16 protein-coding genes are annotated in these 16,188 nt (G+C 71.2%); 11 read left to right on the top strand and 5 right to left on the bottom strand.

What is annotated here, in order from left to right; translation table 11 throughout:
• Positions 1-96: 96 nt before the first annotated feature.
• Positions 97-495: a phage holin family protein gene (locus IFT36_RS02440; RefSeq protein WP_159825744.1), complete on the bottom strand. Its 399-nt coding sequence runs from the start codon at positions 493-495 to the stop codon at positions 97-99.
• A gap of 255 nt (positions 496-750) precedes the next feature.
• On the opposite strand from IFT36_RS02440, the gene IFT36_RS02435 reads away from it, so the two are divergent.
• Positions 751-1,275 (top strand): hypothetical protein, encoded by a 525-nt coding sequence (locus tag IFT36_RS02435; RefSeq protein ID WP_159825742.1) that lies wholly within the window; start codon positions 751-753, stop codon positions 1,273-1,275.
• A gap of 52 nt (positions 1,276-1,327) precedes the next feature.
• Here IFT36_RS02435 and IFT36_RS02430 read toward each other — a convergent pair whose 3' ends face one another.
• Positions 1,328-1,987 (bottom strand): hypothetical protein, encoded by a 660-nt coding sequence (locus IFT36_RS02430; RefSeq protein ID WP_200412337.1) that lies wholly within the window; start codon positions 1,985-1,987, stop codon positions 1,328-1,330.
• A gap of 169 nt (positions 1,988-2,156) precedes the next feature.
• On the opposite strand from IFT36_RS02430, the gene IFT36_RS02425 reads away from it, so the two are divergent.
• From IFT36_RS02425 to IFT36_RS02380, 10 genes are all read left to right on the top strand, one after another.
• Positions 2,157-3,605, top strand: coding sequence for a sugar porter family MFS transporter (locus IFT36_RS02425; protein WP_082460110.1), 1,449 nt, complete (start codon positions 2,157-2,159; stop codon positions 3,603-3,605).
• A gap of 40 nt (positions 3,606-3,645) precedes the next feature.
• Complete coding sequence (gene iolC, locus IFT36_RS02420) at positions 3,646-4,620, top strand: 5-dehydro-2-deoxygluconokinase (RefSeq protein ID WP_123571060.1); 975 nt, start codon at positions 3,646-3,648, stop codon at positions 4,618-4,620.
• On the top strand, positions 4,613-5,536 hold the full coding sequence (locus IFT36_RS02415; RefSeq protein WP_123571059.1) for a Cgl0159 family (beta/alpha)8-fold protein: 924 nt from the start codon (positions 4,613-4,615) through the stop codon (positions 5,534-5,536). The genes iolC and IFT36_RS02415 overlap by 8 nt, the downstream gene beginning before the upstream one ends.
• Positions 5,533-7,065, top strand: coding sequence for a CoA-acylating methylmalonate-semialdehyde dehydrogenase (locus tag IFT36_RS02410; protein ID WP_123571058.1), 1,533 nt, complete (start codon positions 5,533-5,535; stop codon positions 7,063-7,065). The genes IFT36_RS02415 and IFT36_RS02410 overlap by 4 nt, the downstream gene beginning before the upstream one ends.
• Positions 7,066-7,139: 74 nt before the next feature.
• Entirely contained in the window at positions 7,140-8,066 is a 927-nt protein-coding gene (gene iolB / locus IFT36_RS02405) for a 5-deoxy-glucuronate isomerase (protein ID WP_123571187.1), read from the top strand.
• A complete protein-coding gene (gene iolD, locus IFT36_RS02400; RefSeq protein ID WP_200412336.1) occupies positions 8,063-9,961 on the top strand; it encodes a 3D-(3,5/4)-trihydroxycyclohexane-1,2-dione acylhydrolase (decyclizing) in 1,899 nt (632 codons plus the stop codon). Before iolB ends, iolD begins: the two co-directional genes overlap by 4 nt.
• Positions 9,962-10,005: 44 nt before the next feature.
• Positions 10,006-10,962, top strand: coding sequence for a sugar phosphate isomerase/epimerase family protein (locus IFT36_RS02395; protein WP_200412335.1), 957 nt, complete (start codon positions 10,006-10,008; stop codon positions 10,960-10,962).
• A gap of 40 nt (positions 10,963-11,002) precedes the next feature.
• On the top strand, positions 11,003-12,055 hold the full coding sequence (locus tag IFT36_RS02390; RefSeq protein ID WP_255416435.1) for a Gfo/Idh/MocA family protein: 1,053 nt from the start codon (positions 11,003-11,005) through the stop codon (positions 12,053-12,055).
• A 6-nt stretch (positions 12,056-12,061) separates the two neighbouring features.
• Entirely contained in the window at positions 12,062-12,940 is an 879-nt protein-coding gene (locus IFT36_RS02385) for a sugar phosphate isomerase/epimerase family protein (protein WP_200412370.1), read from the top strand.
• A gap of 102 nt (positions 12,941-13,042) precedes the next feature.
• Positions 13,043-13,462: a tautomerase family protein gene (locus tag IFT36_RS02380; RefSeq protein WP_056044305.1), complete on the top strand. Its 420-nt coding sequence runs from the start codon at positions 13,043-13,045 to the stop codon at positions 13,460-13,462.
• A 69-nt stretch (positions 13,463-13,531) separates the two neighbouring features.
• Here the strand turns inward: IFT36_RS02380 and IFT36_RS02375 are convergent, their stop codons facing one another.
• The 3 genes from IFT36_RS02375 to IFT36_RS02365 form a co-directional block, all read right to left on the bottom strand.
• Positions 13,532-14,287 (bottom strand): GntR family transcriptional regulator, encoded by a 756-nt coding sequence (locus tag IFT36_RS02375; RefSeq protein WP_123571055.1) that lies wholly within the window; start codon positions 14,285-14,287, stop codon positions 13,532-13,534.
• Positions 14,288-14,389: 102 nt separating this feature from the next.
• The gene (locus IFT36_RS02370; RefSeq protein WP_200412334.1) at positions 14,390-14,875 is read right to left on the bottom strand and encodes a tetratricopeptide repeat protein; all 486 of its coding nucleotides are present in this window, start codon (positions 14,873-14,875) and stop codon (positions 14,390-14,392) included.
• A 55-nt stretch (positions 14,876-14,930) separates the two neighbouring features.
• Complete coding sequence (locus IFT36_RS02365; RefSeq protein ID WP_307785004.1) at positions 14,931-15,902, bottom strand: AraC family transcriptional regulator; 972 nt, start codon at positions 15,900-15,902, stop codon at positions 14,931-14,933.
• Positions 15,903-16,188 lie beyond the last annotated feature (286 nt).

Below are 16,188 nucleotides of genomic sequence, written 5' to 3'. Positions count from 1 at the left end.
GACTCCCTGGTGTCGGGTGGGGTCGGGTTGGGGTGGGGTGGGGTGGGGCCGGGTCGGGCCGGGTTGGGTCGGGGCCCGGTTCGGAGGGGTCGGCGGCTAGTCGGTCGACGAGGTGAGGTTCTTCACCGTGTCGACCGGGACCGGCGGGATGCCTCGCTTGACGCCCTTCAGGCCGACGGCGACGAGCACCGCGGTGACGACGGCGAAGGCCGCGAACGTGATGAGCGCGGCGGCCCAGAGGGGCAGGGCGAGGGCCAGCAGGGCGACGGCGGTTCCGGCCAGGAGTATCACGGTCACGATCGCCAGGACGGCCCCGACGGCGAGAAACACGACGCCCGATCGCGCGTCCCGAGCCCGACCGGCGACCTCGTCGCGGGCTGACCTCAGTTCGGCGCGCACGGCCTTGATGATGGGCTCGATCGCCCGGCTGCCGAGCTGGTCGCGGAACCTGCCGGCGAAGCCCGAGTCGGCCTGCTTGTCGTCGTCTGCGCTCATGGTGGTCGTCCTTCTCTCGGCGCGGCCACTCGTCGGTGGCCGGGGATCGCGGTGCCGCGGTGCGGACGCGCTGTGTCTCGGTGACACACCATTCGGACGCGAGCGGCAGCCCACCCGTCATCGACCTCCAGCGAGCTTGCAGACTCGGGTCGGCAGGCACTCGCGAAGCGGCCAGGCGGGGGACAGAGCGGGCCCGTCCGGCGGACGGCGTCGGGCGGCGGGCGGCGTGCGTCCGGCGTGCGGCAAGATGGCCTGGTGGCTCGACGCGAACCTCCCGTCATCCGCATCGTCGCGTCGACCAGCGCCGCGGTGCGCCAGGCCGACGGGCCCGACCGGTTCGCGCGCACCGACGCCGCCGTCGACCGGCTGCGTCACGGCGGACGCTCCCGCGAGGACGCCCTCTACCTGCTGTCGTCCTACTGGACCGGCGAGCACGGCCGACAGCTGCCGAGCCCGCGCACGCTCATGATCACCCTGGTGGTGACGCTGGTCGTCTGCATCGGTGCGGTCGTCGCGTTCGGCTCGACAGGCATCGCCTGGATCGCCGCCGTCTTCTTCGGCGGGGGACTGCTCGTGCGGGGGATCGTCGAGCTGTGGCGTCTCCACCGCAACTGGTACGGCTCGCGCGAGCGGCGCACCGCCGTCCGCTCCCTCGTGGGCGTCGCCCTCGACGTCGTCGGCGTCTACCGCGACGGCTACCGCCTCCCCCGGGAGGCGCGCGCGGCCGACCGGCGCCAGGCCCGGTTCACGACGTCGAGGCCGTCACCACGACGACGGTGACCGGACGGCCTCGTGGCCGTCGCCCGGCTCGGCCAGGCGCCGACCGGCGTCGTCAGTCGACCAGGATGCGGAGGGCTTCGACGAGTGCGCGGTTGCCGGCGCGGAGAGCCGCGACCTCGGCCTCGAGGGCGGTGAGGCGGCTGTCGGCGGGTGCGGCGGGTGCGGGTGTGGGTGCGGGCACGGATGCCGGCTCGGGCTGCAGGCCGGGTTGGCTCTCGGGCGTCGGCTCGGGCTCGGGCTCGGCGGCAGGATCGGACGCCGCCCAGGGGTCCTGCTCGGGTTCGGCCTCCGGCTCAGGCTGCGGGTCGGGCTGCAGGTCGGCCTCCGGGTCGGACGCGGCCTCGGTCTGCGGAACGGCCTCGGCCTGCGGCACGGACCCTGTCTGTGCGTCGGACTCGGGCTCGCTCGCGGGCTCCGGACGTGCCGCGGGCTGCGGAGCGTCGATCGCTTCGTCGTCCTCGGGGGACTCGACCCGCGCCTCCTTGGTGGTCTTGACGACCTGCGAGAACTTCGGGCGGGGCTTGCGCTTCGGCTTGGCGGACTCGGGCGAGGCCTCGTCGACCCAGTCGCTGAGGGTCTGCCGCGGGACGTTGAACTCCTCCGCGACGACGGTGAGGACGTTGCGGTCGGTGGGGTTCGTCATCCGCCGCTGCAGCACGCGGGCCGTCGCGGCCTCTCGTGTCTCGTCGTCGTACCACTCGTCGAAAGGCATGCTCCGAGTCTAGGGACGCGCGAGTCCCTCTCCCGTCCGACTCGAGGGGGCGGTCCACGCATGACCGATTGACAGGACATACGGACATGGTTAGCCTCGTCCTGTCGCCGTTGCAGGGCGACGACCCGCACCGACGCGGGAAGCTGTAACCACAACCAATGGAGGAATCGTGGTCACCGACACATCGGGCAGTTCGCCCCGAGTAGCTCTTCCCGCCCTGGTCTCGGGCCCGCACACCAAGCGTCTCGGCACCGTCGCGGTCATCGCCACCTTCGGTGGCCTGCTCTTCGGGTACGACACGGGCGTGATCAACGGCGCGCTCGACTCGATGGAGGAGAGCCTCGGGCTCACGCCGGCCAGTGAGGGCATCATGGTCTCGGCCATCCTCATCGGGGCTGCGGTCGGGGCGTTCTTCATCGGGCGCATCTCGGACGCCTTCGGGCGGAAGCCGACCATCAACACCCTGGCCATCCTGTTCTTCTTCGCCGCGCTCGCCTGCGTGCTCGCCCCCACGTGGGAGTTCCTCACCGGGGCGCGGTTCTTCCTCGGCATCGCGGTCGGCGGGGCCTCGGTCACCGTTCCGGTGTTCCTCGCCGAACTCGCCCCCACCGAGCAACGCGGCGGACTCGTCAGTCGCAACGAGCTCATGATCGTCTCGGGGCAGCTCGCCGCCTTCACCATCAACGCCGTCATCGGCAGCGTCTGGGGCGAGCACGACAACGTGTGGCGCTACATGCTCTCCGTCGCGGTGCTGCCCGCCATCGCCCTCTTCATCGGCATGTTCCGTGTCCCCGAGAGCCCTCGCTGGCTCATCGCCAAGGGCCGCGACGACGACGCGCTCGCCGTGCTCAAGCAGATCCGTGCCGACGACCGCGCGGTGGCCGAGATGGCCGAGGTGCGCCTCCTGGCCGACGAGGAGAAAGAGGCCAAGAGCGCCCGCCTCGCCGACCTCATCGCCGAGCCCTGGCTCCGCAAGATCCTGTTCATCGGCATCGGCCTGGCCGTCGCTCAGCAGCTGACCGGCATCAACTCGATCATGTACTACGGCACCCAGGTGCTGCAGCAGTCCGGTTTCTCGCAGAGCGGGGCCCTGATCGCCAACGTCGGGGCAGGCGTCATCGCCGTCGTCGCGATGCTCGTCGCCCTCCGCATCATCAACAAGGTCGGACGGCGCACCATGCTCATGGCCGGCTTCGCCGGCGTCACGATCTTCCACCTGCTGATCGGCCTGTCGTCGCTGCTGATCCCCGAGGGGCTCGGCCGCGCGATCGTCGTCCTGATCTTCGTCATCGGCTTCGTCGGGACCATGCAGGGCACCATCGGCCCTCTCGTCTGGCTGATGCTCAGCGAGATCTTCCCCCTCAAGCTGCGCGGCGTCGGGATGGGGCTCACGGTGCTCATCCTCTGGTTGACCAACTTCGCCGTCAGCCTGCTCTTCCCGATCCTCGTCGCCGGCATCGGCATCTCGACGACGTTCTTCATCTTCGCCGTGCTCAACGCCGGGTCGTTCCTCTTCGCCGTGAAGAAGGTGCCCGAGACGAACGGGCGGTCGCTCGAGCAGCTCGAAGAGGACTTCAGCACCGGTGCCATCTACGTCGTGAAGAACGGCAAGAAGTGACCGCGACCGCACGCCACGCTCCCGAGAGGACGACCACGTCATGACCGACCACACCGACAACGACACCGCTCCGTACGACGTCCTCACCATGGGCCGCGTGGGCGTCGACATCTACCCGCAGCAGTCCGGCGTCCCGCTCGAAGAGGTCGAGACCTTCAGCAAATCCGTCGGCGGCAGCGCGACCAACGTCGCCATCGCCGCCGCCCGTCACGGCCGGCGGTCCGCGGTGGTCACCCGCACCGGCGACGATCCCTTCGGTCGCTACATCGTCCGAGAGCTCGAGCGGCTCGGCGTCTCGACCCGGCTCGTCTCGACCGTCGACGGGCTCAACACCCCCGTCACGTTCTGCGAGATCTTCCCGCCCGACGACTTCCCGCTGTACTTCTACCGGCAGCCGAAGGCACCCGACCTCATGATCACCGCGGGCTCGCTCGACCTCGCCGCCGTCGAGAAGGCCACGGTCTTCTGGGCCACGGTCACCGGCCTCAGCGAAGAACCGAGCAGACAGGCGCATCACGTGGCCTGGCAGGCCAGGGGTCGTCGGCCCCTGACCATCCTCGACCTGGACTACCGACCCATGTTCTGGAAGAGCCCGGAGGTCGCCACCCGAGAGGTCGGGCGCGCACTCGAGCACGTCACCGTCGCCGTCGGCAACCGCGAAGAGTGCGAGATCGCCGTCGGCGAGACCGAGCCCGAGCGGGCGGCCGACGCCCTCCTCGACCGGGGCGTCGAACTCGCCGTCGTCAAGCAGGGCCCCAAGGGCGTCCTCGCCAAGACGCGTGACGAGCGGATCGAGGTGCCGGCGCACCTCGTCCAGGTCATCAACGGCCTGGGGTCGGGCGACGGGTTCGGTGGTGCCCTCTGCCACGGCCTGATCGAGGGGTGGTCGCTCGATCGCACCCTGCGTTTCGCCAACGCGGCCGGCGGCATCGTCGCCACCCGGTTCGAGTGCTCCACCGCCATGCCCACCACCGCCGAGGTCGAGGCCGTCCTCCAGGAGGCGCACCATGTCTGATCGCACCGCCCCGGTCCTCGACTTCGAGCGCCTCCGAACCCTCCGGGCCGCCGAGCCGCACCGGGTGGCCGAGATCCTCGCCGCCCGGACGCGACCCGCACCGCTGGGTGCGGACGGACGCCTCTTCATCGTCGCGGCGGACCACCCCGCCCGGGGTGCCCTCGGCGTCCGAGGCGACTCGAGCGCCATGGCCGACCGGTACGACCTCCTCCGTCGACTCGTCGTCGCCCTCGGCCGACCCGGCGTCGACGGGGTGCTCGGGACGCCCGACATCCTCGAGGACCTCGCCTTGCTCGGCGCGCTCGACGGCAAGGTCGTCGTCGGCAGCATGAACCGCGGTGGTCTCCAGGGCGCCACGTTCGAGCTGGACGACCGGTTCACCGCGTACTCGGCCGCGTCGATCGCCGACTCCCGGTTCGACTTCGCCAAGCTGCTCGTGCGCGTCGCCCTCGACGACCCCGGCACGGCGTCCACGCTGGCCGCGACGGCACGCGCGGTGACCGAGTCCGCCAGGCTGCGCCTCCCGATCATGCTCGAGCCCTTCATGAGTTCGTGGGTCGACGGACGGGTGACGAACGACCTGACGGCCGACGCCGTCATCAAGTCGGTCGCCATCGCGTCGGGCCTCGGCGAATCCTCCGCCTACAGCTGGCTCAAGCTGCCCGTCGTCGACGACATGGAACGCGTCATGGCGGCGACGACCCTGCCCACCCTGCTGCTGGGCGGTGACCCCGCCGTCGACCCGGCCGACACCTACGCCCGCTGGGCCGCGGCCCTCGCGCTCCCGGGCGTCCGTGGGCTCGTCGTCGGGCGCACCCTGCTCTACCCGAGCGACGACGACGTCGCCGCAGCCGTGGACCACGCGGCCGGGCTCGTCCACCCACCCTCGACCACGAACGGATCGGCAGAACGATGACCAGCACCACCAGCACGCACACCGGCACCACCGCCACCGATCGGCCCCTGGTCGCGCACTGGATCGACAACGTCGAGGTGCCCGGCACGAGCGGCCGCACCGCGCCCGTCTACGACCCGGCCCTCGGCGTCGCGACGAAGGACGTCTCGCTCGCCGACGCCTCCGAGATCGAGGCCGCCGTCGCCTCGGCCCACCGCGCGTTCCCCGCCTGGCGCGACCTCTCGATCACGAAGCGTCAGCAGATCATGTTCCGTTTCCGTGAGCTGCTCAACGAGCGCAAGGGCGAGCTCGCTGAGATCCTCACGAGCGAGCACGGCAAGGTGTTGAGCGACGCCCTCGGCGAGATCACCCGCGGCCTCGAGGTCGTCGAGCTGGCGACCGGGTTCCCCCACCTGATCAAGGGCGAGTTCTCGCAGCAGGTGTCCACCGGGGTCGACGTCTACTCGACCAAGGCGCCGCTCGGCGTGGTCGGCATCATCAGCCCCTTCAACTTCCCGGCCATGGTGCCGATGTGGTTCTTCCCGATCGCCATCGCCGTCGGCAACACCGTCGTCCTGAAGCCGTCCGAGAAAGACCCGTCGAGCGCCATGTTCCTCGCCCGCCTCTTCGCCGAGGCCGGCCTGCCCGAGGGAGTCTTCAACGTCCTCCACGGCGACAAGGAGGCCGTCGACGGTCTGCTCGAGCACCCCGACGTCAAGAGCATCTCGTTCGTCGGGTCGACGCCCATCGCCCAGTACATCTACGAGACCGCCGCCAAGCACGGCAAGCGCGTCCAGGCCCTCGGCGGAGCCAAGAACCACATGCTCGTCCTGCCCGACGCCGACCTCGACCTCGTCGCCGACAGTGCGATCAACGCCGGGTTCGGCTCGGCCGGTGAGCGCTGCATGGCCATCAGCGTGGTGGTCGCGGTCGAACCCGTGGCCGACGAGCTGATCGAGAAGATCACCTCGCGCATGGCCGGCCTCACCGTCGGAGACGGTCGCCGCAGCTGCGACATGGGTCCCCTCGTCACCGAACAGCACCGTGACAAGGTCGCGAGCTACATCGACATCGCCCTCGACGACGGAGCCGACGTCGTCGTCGACGGTCGGGGCGTCGAGGTCGACGGCGAGGCCGAGGGCTTCTGGCTCGGACCCACCCTGATCGACAAGGTGCCGCTCACGAGCCGCGTCTACACCGAAGAGATCTTCGGGCCGGTGCTGTCGATCGTGCGCGTCGCGTCCTACGACGAGGGCGTCGCCCTCATCAACGCCGGTGCCTACGGCAACGGAACGGCGATCTTCACCAACGACGGAGGCGCGGCGCGGCGTTTCCAGGCCGAGATCGAGGTCGGGATGATCGGCATCAACGTGCCCATCCCGGTGCCCGTCGCCTACTACTCGTTTGGCGGCTTCAAGGACAGCATCTTCGGTTCGGACAAGGCCTACGGCCTGCAGGGCTTCGAGTTCTTCACCCGCGAGAAGGCGATCACGTCCCGGTGGCTCGACCCCAGCCACGGCGGCGTCGACCTGGGCTTCCCCCAGAACTGACGGCACGCCCGATCTGTCCCCAGGCAGTACCCCGCGGCCCCCGGGCCGCTCCGCTCGATGATGAGGTGGACGACATGAACGACGAACCCCGCTGGTTCTTCCCCCGCGGCGACCTGACCCGCGACGGCTGGCAGACCGTCGTCGACGGCGACCTCGCCGGCTGGCAGCACACCGGCCTGCGCATCGGCGAGCTCCGAGACGGCGTCTCGTCGACCCTCGCCGCCGGCGGGGTCGAGCGCATGGTGGTGCCGCTGGCCGGTGACGTCGTGATCGAGTGGAGTGATGACCGAGGTGGGTCGGGCACCGTCGAGCTCGCCGGGCGGGCGTCCGTCTTCGACGGGCCGGCCGACGTCGCCTATCTGGGCGTCCGGACGGAGGCGGTGGTCACCGGGCACGGTCGGGTCGCGGTCGCCGAGGCACCGGCCGACCAGGTGCTCGACGTGCAGGTGCTCCGTCGCGACGACATCCCCGTCGAGATCCGCGGTGCCGGCCGGTCGACCCGTCAGGTGCACAACTTCGGCACCCCGGACGGGCTGCACGCCCAGAAGCTCATCGTCTGCGAGGTCGTGACCCCCGCCGAGAACTGGTCGTCCTACCCTCCGCACAAGCACGACGAGGCCGTGCCCGGCACCGAGTCCCGCCTCGAAGAGATCTACTACTTCGAATCCGCCGTCGGTCGCGGCCTCGACGCCCCCGAGCAGGCCGACCCGTTCGGCATGTTCGCCACGTACGGCTCACCTGCGGGGCCGATCGACGTGAACGAGCTGGTCCGCACCGGAGACGTCGCCCTCGTCCCGTACGGGTACCACGGCCCCGCCGTCGCCGCCCCGGGCTACGACCTCTACTACCTCAACGTCATGGCGGGGCCCGACCCCGAGCGCGCCTGGCTGATCACCGACGACCCCGCCCACGGGTGGGTCCGTGCCGGCTGGGAGTCGCAGGCCCCCGACCCCCGGCTGCCCTACCTCCCCACCGCACCCTCGAAAGGACCGCGTCGATGACGACGAAGAGACTCACCGTCGGCCAGGCACTCGTCGAGTTCCTCGCCAACCAGTGGACCGTCGACGGCGACGTGCGAGAGCGCACGATCCCGGGCATGTTCGGCATCTTCGGCCACGGCAACGTGGCCGGGGTCGGCCAGGCGCTCAAGCAGTACCACGTGGACCGCCCGGGGCTCATGCCGTACCTGCAGGCCCGCAACGAACAGGCGATGGTCCACCAGGCCGTGGGCTACGCCCGCATGCACCGGAGGCGCGCGACCTACGCCAGCACCGCCTCCGTCGGTCCCGGTGCCGCCAACATGCTCACCGCGGCCGCGCTCGCGACGACGAACCGGCTGCCGGCCCTGCTGTTGCCGGGCGACACCTTCGCCACCCGGGTCAGCGACCCGGTGCTGCAGCAGATCGAGCTGCCCCACGACACGTCCCTGCAGGTGACCGACGCGTTCCGGCCGCTGTCGCGGTTCTTCGACCGCGTCGACCGGCCCGAGCAGCTCTTCTCGATCGCGCTCGCCGCGATGCGCGTGCTGACCGACCCGGCCGAGACCGGCGCCGTCACGATCGCCCTGCCCGAGGACGTCCAGGCCGAGTGGCTGGACGTGCCCGACGAGTTCCTGCAACCCCGCGAGTGGCACGTCAGGCGCCCCGTCCCCGAGCGGGGACCGCTCGAACGCGCCGTCGCCGCGATCAAGGCCGCGAAGCGCCCCGTCGTCGTCGCCGGCGGCGGAGTCCTCTACTCGGGCGCCGAGCAAAAGCTCGACGCCTTCGCCCGGGCGACCGGCATCCCCGTCGGCACGACGCAGGCCGGCGGAGGGTCCCTCGCCTGGGACCACCCGCAGTACCTCGGGGGCATCGGTGCCACCGGCACGACCGCCGCGAACCGCATGGCCGCCGAGGCGGACCTCGTCATCGGCATCGGCACGCGGTACAGCGACTTCACCACCGCCTCCCGGACGGCCTTCCAGGACTCCGGCGTGCGGTTCGTCAACGTCAACGTCACGTCGTTCGACGCTTACAAGCACGGCTCCCAGCTGCCCGTCGTCGCCGACGCCCGCGAGACGCTCGACGCCCTCGCCGAGGCGCTCGCCGGGCACCGGGTACCCGACGAGCACTCCGCTCGCGTGGCCACCGAGAAGGCGAGGTGGGACGTCCTCGTCGACGAGGCCTTCCAGCCGTCCGGGCTGGCCCTGCCCGGCCAGCCCGAGATCATCGGCGCCGTCCAGGCGGCCAGCGACCCCACCGACGTCGTGGTCCAGGCGGCCGGGTCGTTGCCGGGCGACCTGCACAAGCTGTGGCGGGTCCGCGACCCGCTCGGGTACCACGTCGAGTACGCGTTCTCGTGCATGGGCTACGAGATCGCCGGTGGCCTCGGCGTCAAGAGGGGTGCACCCGACCGCGACGTCATCGTCATGGTCGGTGACGGCTCGTACCTCATGCTGCACACCGAACTGGTCACCGCGGTCGCCGAGGGCATCAAGATCATCGTGGTGCTCATCCAGAACCACGGCTACGCCTCGATCGGCCACCTCTCCGAGACCGTCGGGGCCGAACGCTTCGGCACGCTCTACCGCAAGCTCGATCCCGACTCCCTCGACTTCCAGGGCACCGAGGTGCTGCCCGTCGACCTCGCGATGAACGCCCGCAGCTACGGGCTCGACGTCGTCGAGGTGGAACCGACGCCGAACGCGGTCGCCGACCTCTCCGCAGCCCTCGCCGCGGCCAAGGCGTCGTCGACCAGCACGCTCATCCACGTGAACAGCGATCCGCTCGTCTACGCCCCGGACGGCGAGGGCTGGTGGGACGTCCCGGTCGCGCAGGTCTCGACCCTCGACAGCACCGCGGCCGCCCTGGCCGACTACCGCCAGCAGCGGGCCGCGCAACGCCCGCTGCTCGGCTGACACCGCCACACCTCACCCGCACCCTCTCGAAAGGCACCGCCGCCATGACCGACACCGTCACCGACCCCGACGCCACGCCCACCGGTCCGGGCGGGCACGGGCTCCGCATCGGGACCGCACCCGACTCGTGGGGCGTCTGGTTCCCCGAGCACCCCAGTCAGATCCCCTGGCCGCGGTTCCTCGACGAGGTCCAGCAGGCGGGCTACCACTGGATCGAACTGGGCCCCTACGGGTACCTGCCGACCGACCCCCACCAGCTCGAGGACGAGCTCGGTCGGCGCGACCTCAAGCTCTCCGCCGGGACGGTCTTCACCGGGTTCCACAAGGGCGACGACCAGTGGCGACGCGCGTGGGACCAAGCGCTCGCCGTCGCCGGCCTCGCCTCGGAGCTCGGTGCCGAGCACCTCGTCGTCATCCCCGACCTCTGGCGCAGCGACGCCACGAGCGAGGTCCTCGAGGCCCGCACCCTCACCGACGATCAGTGGGCGGCGCTCGGCGCCGGCCACGACAAGCTCGGCAAGGCGCTCCTCGAAGAATTCGGCGTCAGGCAGCAGTTCCACACCCACGCGGACAGCCACGTCGGTACGTACCGAGAGACCGAGCGGTTCCTGGCCGAGACCGACGTGCGCTACACGAACCTGTGCCTCGACACCGGGCACTTCGCCTACTACGGCGGTGACTCCGTGCGCCTCGTCGAGGAGTACCCCGACCGCATCGGTTACCTGCACCTCAAGCAGGTCGACTCCGACCTGCGGTTCACCGTGCTCAAGAACGACGTGCCCTTCGGGGACGCGGTCGCGCAGGGGGTCATGGTCGAGCCGCCCCGAGGCGTGCCCGAGCTGGCCCCGGTGCTCGACGCGGTCAGCCGCATCGATCCCGAGATCTTCGCCATCGTCGAGCAGGACATGTTCCCGGTCGAATCGATCGACCTTCCCCTCGGGATCGCGACCCGCACGCGTGAGCACATCATGAGCTGCTCGCCTCGCTCCCGTCTCGTCTGACGTCCCGCCGCTGACACCCCCGCCCCGAAGGAGAACACCCGTGACCACCACAACCCCCGACCTCCGCGTCGCCGTCGTCGGTGCCGGCATGATGGGCGCCGACCACGTCGCCCGCATCACGTCCACCATCAGCGGGGCCACCGTCGTCGCCGTCGTCGACCCCGACACCGCTCGTGCCGACGCCGCGGCGGCGACCGCCCCCGGCGCGATCACCGCGGCCGACTTCGACGAGGCGCTCGCCGCCACCGAGATCGACGCCGTCATCATCGCCACCCCCGGCTTCCTCCACGAGGCCGTCCTCCTGCCCGCACTCGACCGCGGCCTGGCGATCCTCTGCGAGAAGCCCCTCACCACTGACGAGGCCGCCTCGCTCCGCGTGCTCGAGGCGGAGCAGAAGCTCGACCGGCCGCACATCCAGGTCGGCTTCATGCGTCGCTTCGACCAGGGGTACCGAGACCTCCGGGCCCTCGTCGCGTCCGGCGAGCACGGCGCCCTGCTCGCGCTGCACTGCGCCCACCGCAACGCCACGACCCCGCCGAGCTACTCAGAAGAGATGCTCATCCTCGACTCCGTCATCCACGAGATCGACGCCGTCCCCTTCATCGCCGGTGAGCCGATCGTCGCGGTCGAGGTCAAGAAGCCCCGCCGCAACTCGCTCGCGCCCGAGGGGCTCCGAGAGCCGCAGTTCGTGATCCTCGAGACCGAGTCGGGCACGATGGCGATCGTCGAGATCAACGTCAACATCCAGTTCGGCTACCAGGTCACCACGGACGCCGTCTTCGAGAGCGGCGTCGCCTCCATCGGGCGCGAGACCGGGCTCCAGCTCACCACGGCCGCCCGCTCGGCCGTGGCCGTGCCGCCGACGTTCAAGGAGCGTTTCGGCGCCGCCTACGACACGCAGGTGCAGCGCTGGGTCGACGCCGCGCACCGCGGCACCATCGACGGTCCGAGCGCCTGGGACGGCTACCTGGCGAGCGTCGTCGCCACCGCCGGCGTCGAGGCCCAGAAGACCGGTCGGCGCGTCGAGGTCGACTACGCGATGCCCAAGCCGTCGTTCTACGACCTGCCCGGCGTCGTCTCGCCGGGGGAGTGACCGATGGTGAAGATCGCCCTCGACCCCACTCCGCTGCACCACAGCCACTCGTTGCTCGAACTGCCCGCCAAGGTCGCCGAGCTGGGGTACGACCATCTGCAGCTGACCCCGCACCGCGACTTCATCCCGTTCTTCCGGCACCCGAAGGCCGACGACGACCTCGTCGACGCCTTCGCCGCGGCCTGCAAGGAGGCGCGGGTCGAGATCGCGTCCGTCCTGCCCGTCCTGCGGTGGTCCGGTCCCGACGAGGAGTCCCGTCGGGCCGCCGTCAAGCACTGGAAGCGCGTGATCGAGATCACCGCCCGCCTCGGCGTCGAGGTGATCAACACCGAGTTCAGTGGTCGTCCCGAGCTGTCCGAAGAATCCGAGCGTCAGTTCTACTGGTCGATGGAAGAGTTGCTGCCCGTCCTCGAACGCGAGGGCATCCGCGTGTTCATCGACCCGCACCCGGACGACTTCGTCGAGGACGGACTCGAAGCCCTGCGGGTCATCCGCGGCCTCAACACGAAGCAGGTCGGTCTCGCCTACGTCGCGTGCCACACCTTCCACTACGGCGGCGACATGGCCGGGATCATGGCCGCCGCCGGGCACTCACTCGGCCTCGTCCACATCGCCGACACTTTCGACCACCGCCGCTCGCACGGGCTGAGGTACATCAGCAATCCGCCCGGCAACGCGGCCCGCGTCCACCAGCACCTGAAGATCGGGGACGGTGACGTCGACTGGGACGGCTTCTTCGGCGGCCTGCAGGGGCTGGGCTTCTTCGATCGCGACGACACGATCGCCGTCTCGAGCGTCTTCGCCGAGGACGAAGCCGTCGACGGCGTCAGTCGCTACCAACGAGAGCAGATCCTGGCGCGCATCGACGCCGCGTCACGCGCCTGAGCAGTCGACCCGCTCGGCACCTGAAGAACCCGGCCCCCTGCGGCACCCGCGGCACCCGCGGCACCTGACCATCCCCGACCACACCCGACGAAAGAAGAGCCCATGCCCCTCGTCCGCATCGACCTCCTGCCCGGTCGCAGCCCCGATCAGATCACCGCGATCGCCGACGCCGTCCACGACGCGATCGTCGACGTCTACGGCATCCCGCCTCGCGACCGCTTCCAGGTGATCAACGAACTGCCGGCCGGTCGCATCATCGCCCAGGACGCCGGGCTCGGCTTCGAACGCTCCGGCGGAGTCGTGATGATCCAGATCTTCACCCAGCGGGGACGCACCGACGACGCGAAACAGGCCCTGTACGCCCGCATCGCCTCAGGCCTCGAGGCCGTGGGCGTGGCCGGCGAGGACGTCTTCATCGGCTACGTCGAGAACGGTCCGCAGGACTGGTCGTTCGGCTTCGGGGTGGCCCAGTACGTGACCGGTGAACTGACGGTGCCCTCGGCCGCGGGACAGGCCGGCTGAGCGGCAGGGTCCCGGACCGCGCAACCGCTGACGCCCGCCGTCGGGTGCGCGGCGCGCGGTGCCCGGCGGCTACTTGTCGACGAGGGTGATCGAGAACGAGTAGAGGTCGGGCCGGTAGCAGTGGTGCCCGACCTCGACGGCCCGACCCGACGCGTCGTAGGCCGTGCGGGTCATGGTCAGCACGGCCCCGCGCGGCTCGATCTCGAGCAGCTGGGCCTCGTCGGCGTGGGCGGCCCGGGCCCCGATCCGCTGCTTCGCCACCCGGATCGTGACGCCGAGGGCCCGGAGCAGTTGGTACAGGCCCTGGGCGGCGAGGTCGGCGTCCGAGAACGGAGCGAGGTCGAGGGGCAGGTAGTTCTCGAGCACCGCGACGGGGACACCGTCCGCCAGGCGGAGGCGCCGCACGTGGCTGACGCGGTCGCCGACCTCGATGCCGAGAGCCAGGGCGGTCTTCTCGTCGGCCGCGACGACCTGATGGGCGAGCAGACGTGTCGTCGGGGCCTTGCCGCTGTCGGTCAGGTCTTCGAACAGGCTGGTCAGCTCGACGTTGCGGGTCACGGGTCCGTGGACGACCTGGGTGCCGATCCCGCGCCTCCGGACGACGAGCCCCTTGTCGACCAGCTCCTGGATGGCTCGCCGGACGGTGGGCCTCGACAGGCCGAGACGTTCGCCGAGTCCGACCTCGTTCTCGAGTCGAGCGCCCGCCGGCAGCTGGCCCCCGAGGATCGCCGCCTCGAGCCGCGTGGACATCTGGAACCACAACGGGATGGGGCTGCTGCGGTCGAGGTCGGCGAAGAGGTCGGCCGGAAGCTGCGCGTCGGTCATCTGGTCCCCTCAGCCGAACGTATGTCGTGACAACCTTACGGGCGGCACGGGCCGGTGGCCATCTCGGCGCCGGGTCGATGCCTCGGCCGGTCCGTGGACGGGTCAGTCCCCGGTGAGCGCGGCCGCGTAGGCGCGGACCGAGCGGTGGTAGCGGGGGAGGGTCGGCTCGACGGCCTCGATCGCGACCCGCAGGGCCTCGTCGGAGCGGCCGGCGCTGTGCAGGGCGAGCGCGAGGAAGACCCTCGGCGCGGCTCCGGTGGCGGGGTGCTCGGGAGCGTCGCGCAGCATGGCGATGGCCTCGTCGACCCGGCCGAGGTTGCGCAGCGTCGAGGCGTGCTGCACGACCATCTGCGCAGCCCGGGTCGGGTCGACGGCGTCGAGACCGGCCTCGGTCGCCGCCGCGTAGTGCACGTGGGCCTCGGCCTCGCGGCCCCCGGAGTCGTGCGCACCCCCGAGTTCGAACTCGCCCAGCGCAGGGTGCGGAGCGTCGGCGGCGAGGGCCGCCATGCGCTCGATGCGCTGCTCGTCGTCGACGGTCTCGTCGGCCCAGAGGGCGGCGACGCGGTCTTCCCAGGCCTCGGTGCTCATGCGCCCACGGTAGCGGGCTCATCGATCGAGGCGACCCGCGCCTCCTGGTCCCCGCTCAGCGACCGGACGAGGCGCGGAGCGTGTCGGAGGGGCGCTCGCCGAACCGTTCCGCGTAGGCCGCGGCGAAGCGGCCGTGGTGCGTGAACCCCCAGCGGGCCGAGACGTCGGTGACGCTCGAGTCCCCGGGTCCCGCGGCGACCAGGTCGGTGCGCACACGTTCGAGCCGCAGCCGTCGGAGGTAGGCCGTCGGGGTCGTGTCGAGGGCCCGGCGGAAGCCTTCCTGCAGGCTGCGGACGCTCGTGGCGGTCGCCGCCGCCAGGTCGGCCACGCTCCAGTCGTGGGCCGGATCGGCGCGCAGCAGCTCGATCGCGCGGGCGACCGCCCGGCCGCCCGACTGCGGCACGGGAGCCCGCAACGCCTCGGAGTGGTTGTGGCCCTGCGAGAGGAGCAGGGCGTGGACGAGCGATCGTTCGAGGTTGCGGACGGCGAGCGGGTGCTGGAGGACGCCGTCCTCCCGCCGGGACGCCTCGTCGACGACCCGTACCGCCTGCAGCACGACCTGTCCGCCCGTCGCCAGGTCGAGTTCCGCCTCGAATTCGAGCGGGGCGACGGACGTCGACTCGAGCAGGTCCTCGAGCTCGCGCTGCAGTTCGGCGCGGGGGATCATCAGGGCGATCTGCGCGAAGCCGTCGCCGCAGTCGAGGTCCACCGGTCGGCGGGGCATGAAGACGCCCCCGGACCGGGGCGTCGCGTCGACCCGCCGCCCGCCGGCTGCGCGCAGGACGGCCCGACCCGCGGTGGGGATGTCGACGTGGTAGTTGTCCGGCTCGGCCGTCCGGACGCGGACGGCCCGGTCGAACCTCATGTAGCCGAGGGTCAACCGGCCCGTGCTCACGGCGTTCAGTTCGAGCCCGAGCTGGCCGGACGCGCTCGCCGTCGGAAACTCGACGGGGAGGAAGGCCTCGCCGAGGACGCGTCGTGCCTCGTCGACGCCGTGACACGTGGCGACGCGGTGTCCGGCGAACACTTCTGGACCCTCCGCGAGCATCTTTCGACCCTACCGACCCTCGGGGGCGGGCAGAACAGCCCCTCGCGCGAATCGGCCGAGACCCCGCGTCCGGTGGATGGTGGCCCGGCTCGGTCGCTGCCCACCGTGGAGGTCCGCCGTTGCTCACCACTCGGCGATGAACGGTGGCCCTACCCGTCGGGGGGAAGGGCCACCGTTTTCTCGGCGCGGGAAGGCTCGGGCGGGCAGGCGCGGGCGGGCAGGCAGGCGCGGGCGGGCGGGCAAGCTCGCGCGGGCAGGCGCGGGC

The organism is Frigoribacterium sp. CFBP 13605 (genome assembly GCF_014839405.1).
Taxonomy (GTDB): domain Bacteria; phylum Actinomycetota; class Actinomycetes; order Actinomycetales; family Microbacteriaceae; genus Frigoribacterium.
Note: the sequence above shows the minus strand (reverse complement) of the source record. Positions and strands in the feature narration are given on the sequence as shown.

Coding starts and splice junctions, on each gene's coding strand:
- IFT36_RS02440 (WP_159825744.1), bottom strand. CDS start 495: ATGAGCGCAGACGACGACAAGCAGGCCGACTCGGGCTTCGCCGGCAGG.
- IFT36_RS02430 (WP_200412337.1), bottom strand. CDS start 1,987: ATGCCTTTCGACGAGTGGTACGACGACGAGACACGAGAGGCCGCGACG.
- iolC (WP_123571060.1), top strand. CDS start 3,646: ATGACCGACCACACCGACAACGACACCGCTCCGTACGACGTCCTCACC.
- IFT36_RS02415 (WP_123571059.1), top strand. CDS start 4,613: ATGTCTGATCGCACCGCCCCGGTCCTCGACTTCGAGCGCCTCCGAACC.
- IFT36_RS02410 (WP_123571058.1), top strand. CDS start 5,533: ATGACCAGCACCACCAGCACGCACACCGGCACCACCGCCACCGATCGG.
- iolB (WP_123571187.1), top strand. CDS start 7,140: ATGAACGACGAACCCCGCTGGTTCTTCCCCCGCGGCGACCTGACCCGC.
- iolD (WP_200412336.1), top strand. CDS start 8,063: ATGACGACGAAGAGACTCACCGTCGGCCAGGCACTCGTCGAGTTCCTC.
- IFT36_RS02395 (WP_200412335.1), top strand. CDS start 10,006: ATGACCGACACCGTCACCGACCCCGACGCCACGCCCACCGGTCCGGGC.
- IFT36_RS02380 (WP_056044305.1), top strand. CDS start 13,043: ATGCCCCTCGTCCGCATCGACCTCCTGCCCGGTCGCAGCCCCGATCAG.
- IFT36_RS02375 (WP_123571055.1), bottom strand. CDS start 14,287: ATGACCGACGCGCAGCTTCCGGCCGACCTCTTCGCCGACCTCGACCGC.
- IFT36_RS02370 (WP_200412334.1), bottom strand. CDS start 14,875: ATGAGCACCGAGGCCTGGGAAGACCGCGTCGCCGCCCTCTGGGCCGAC.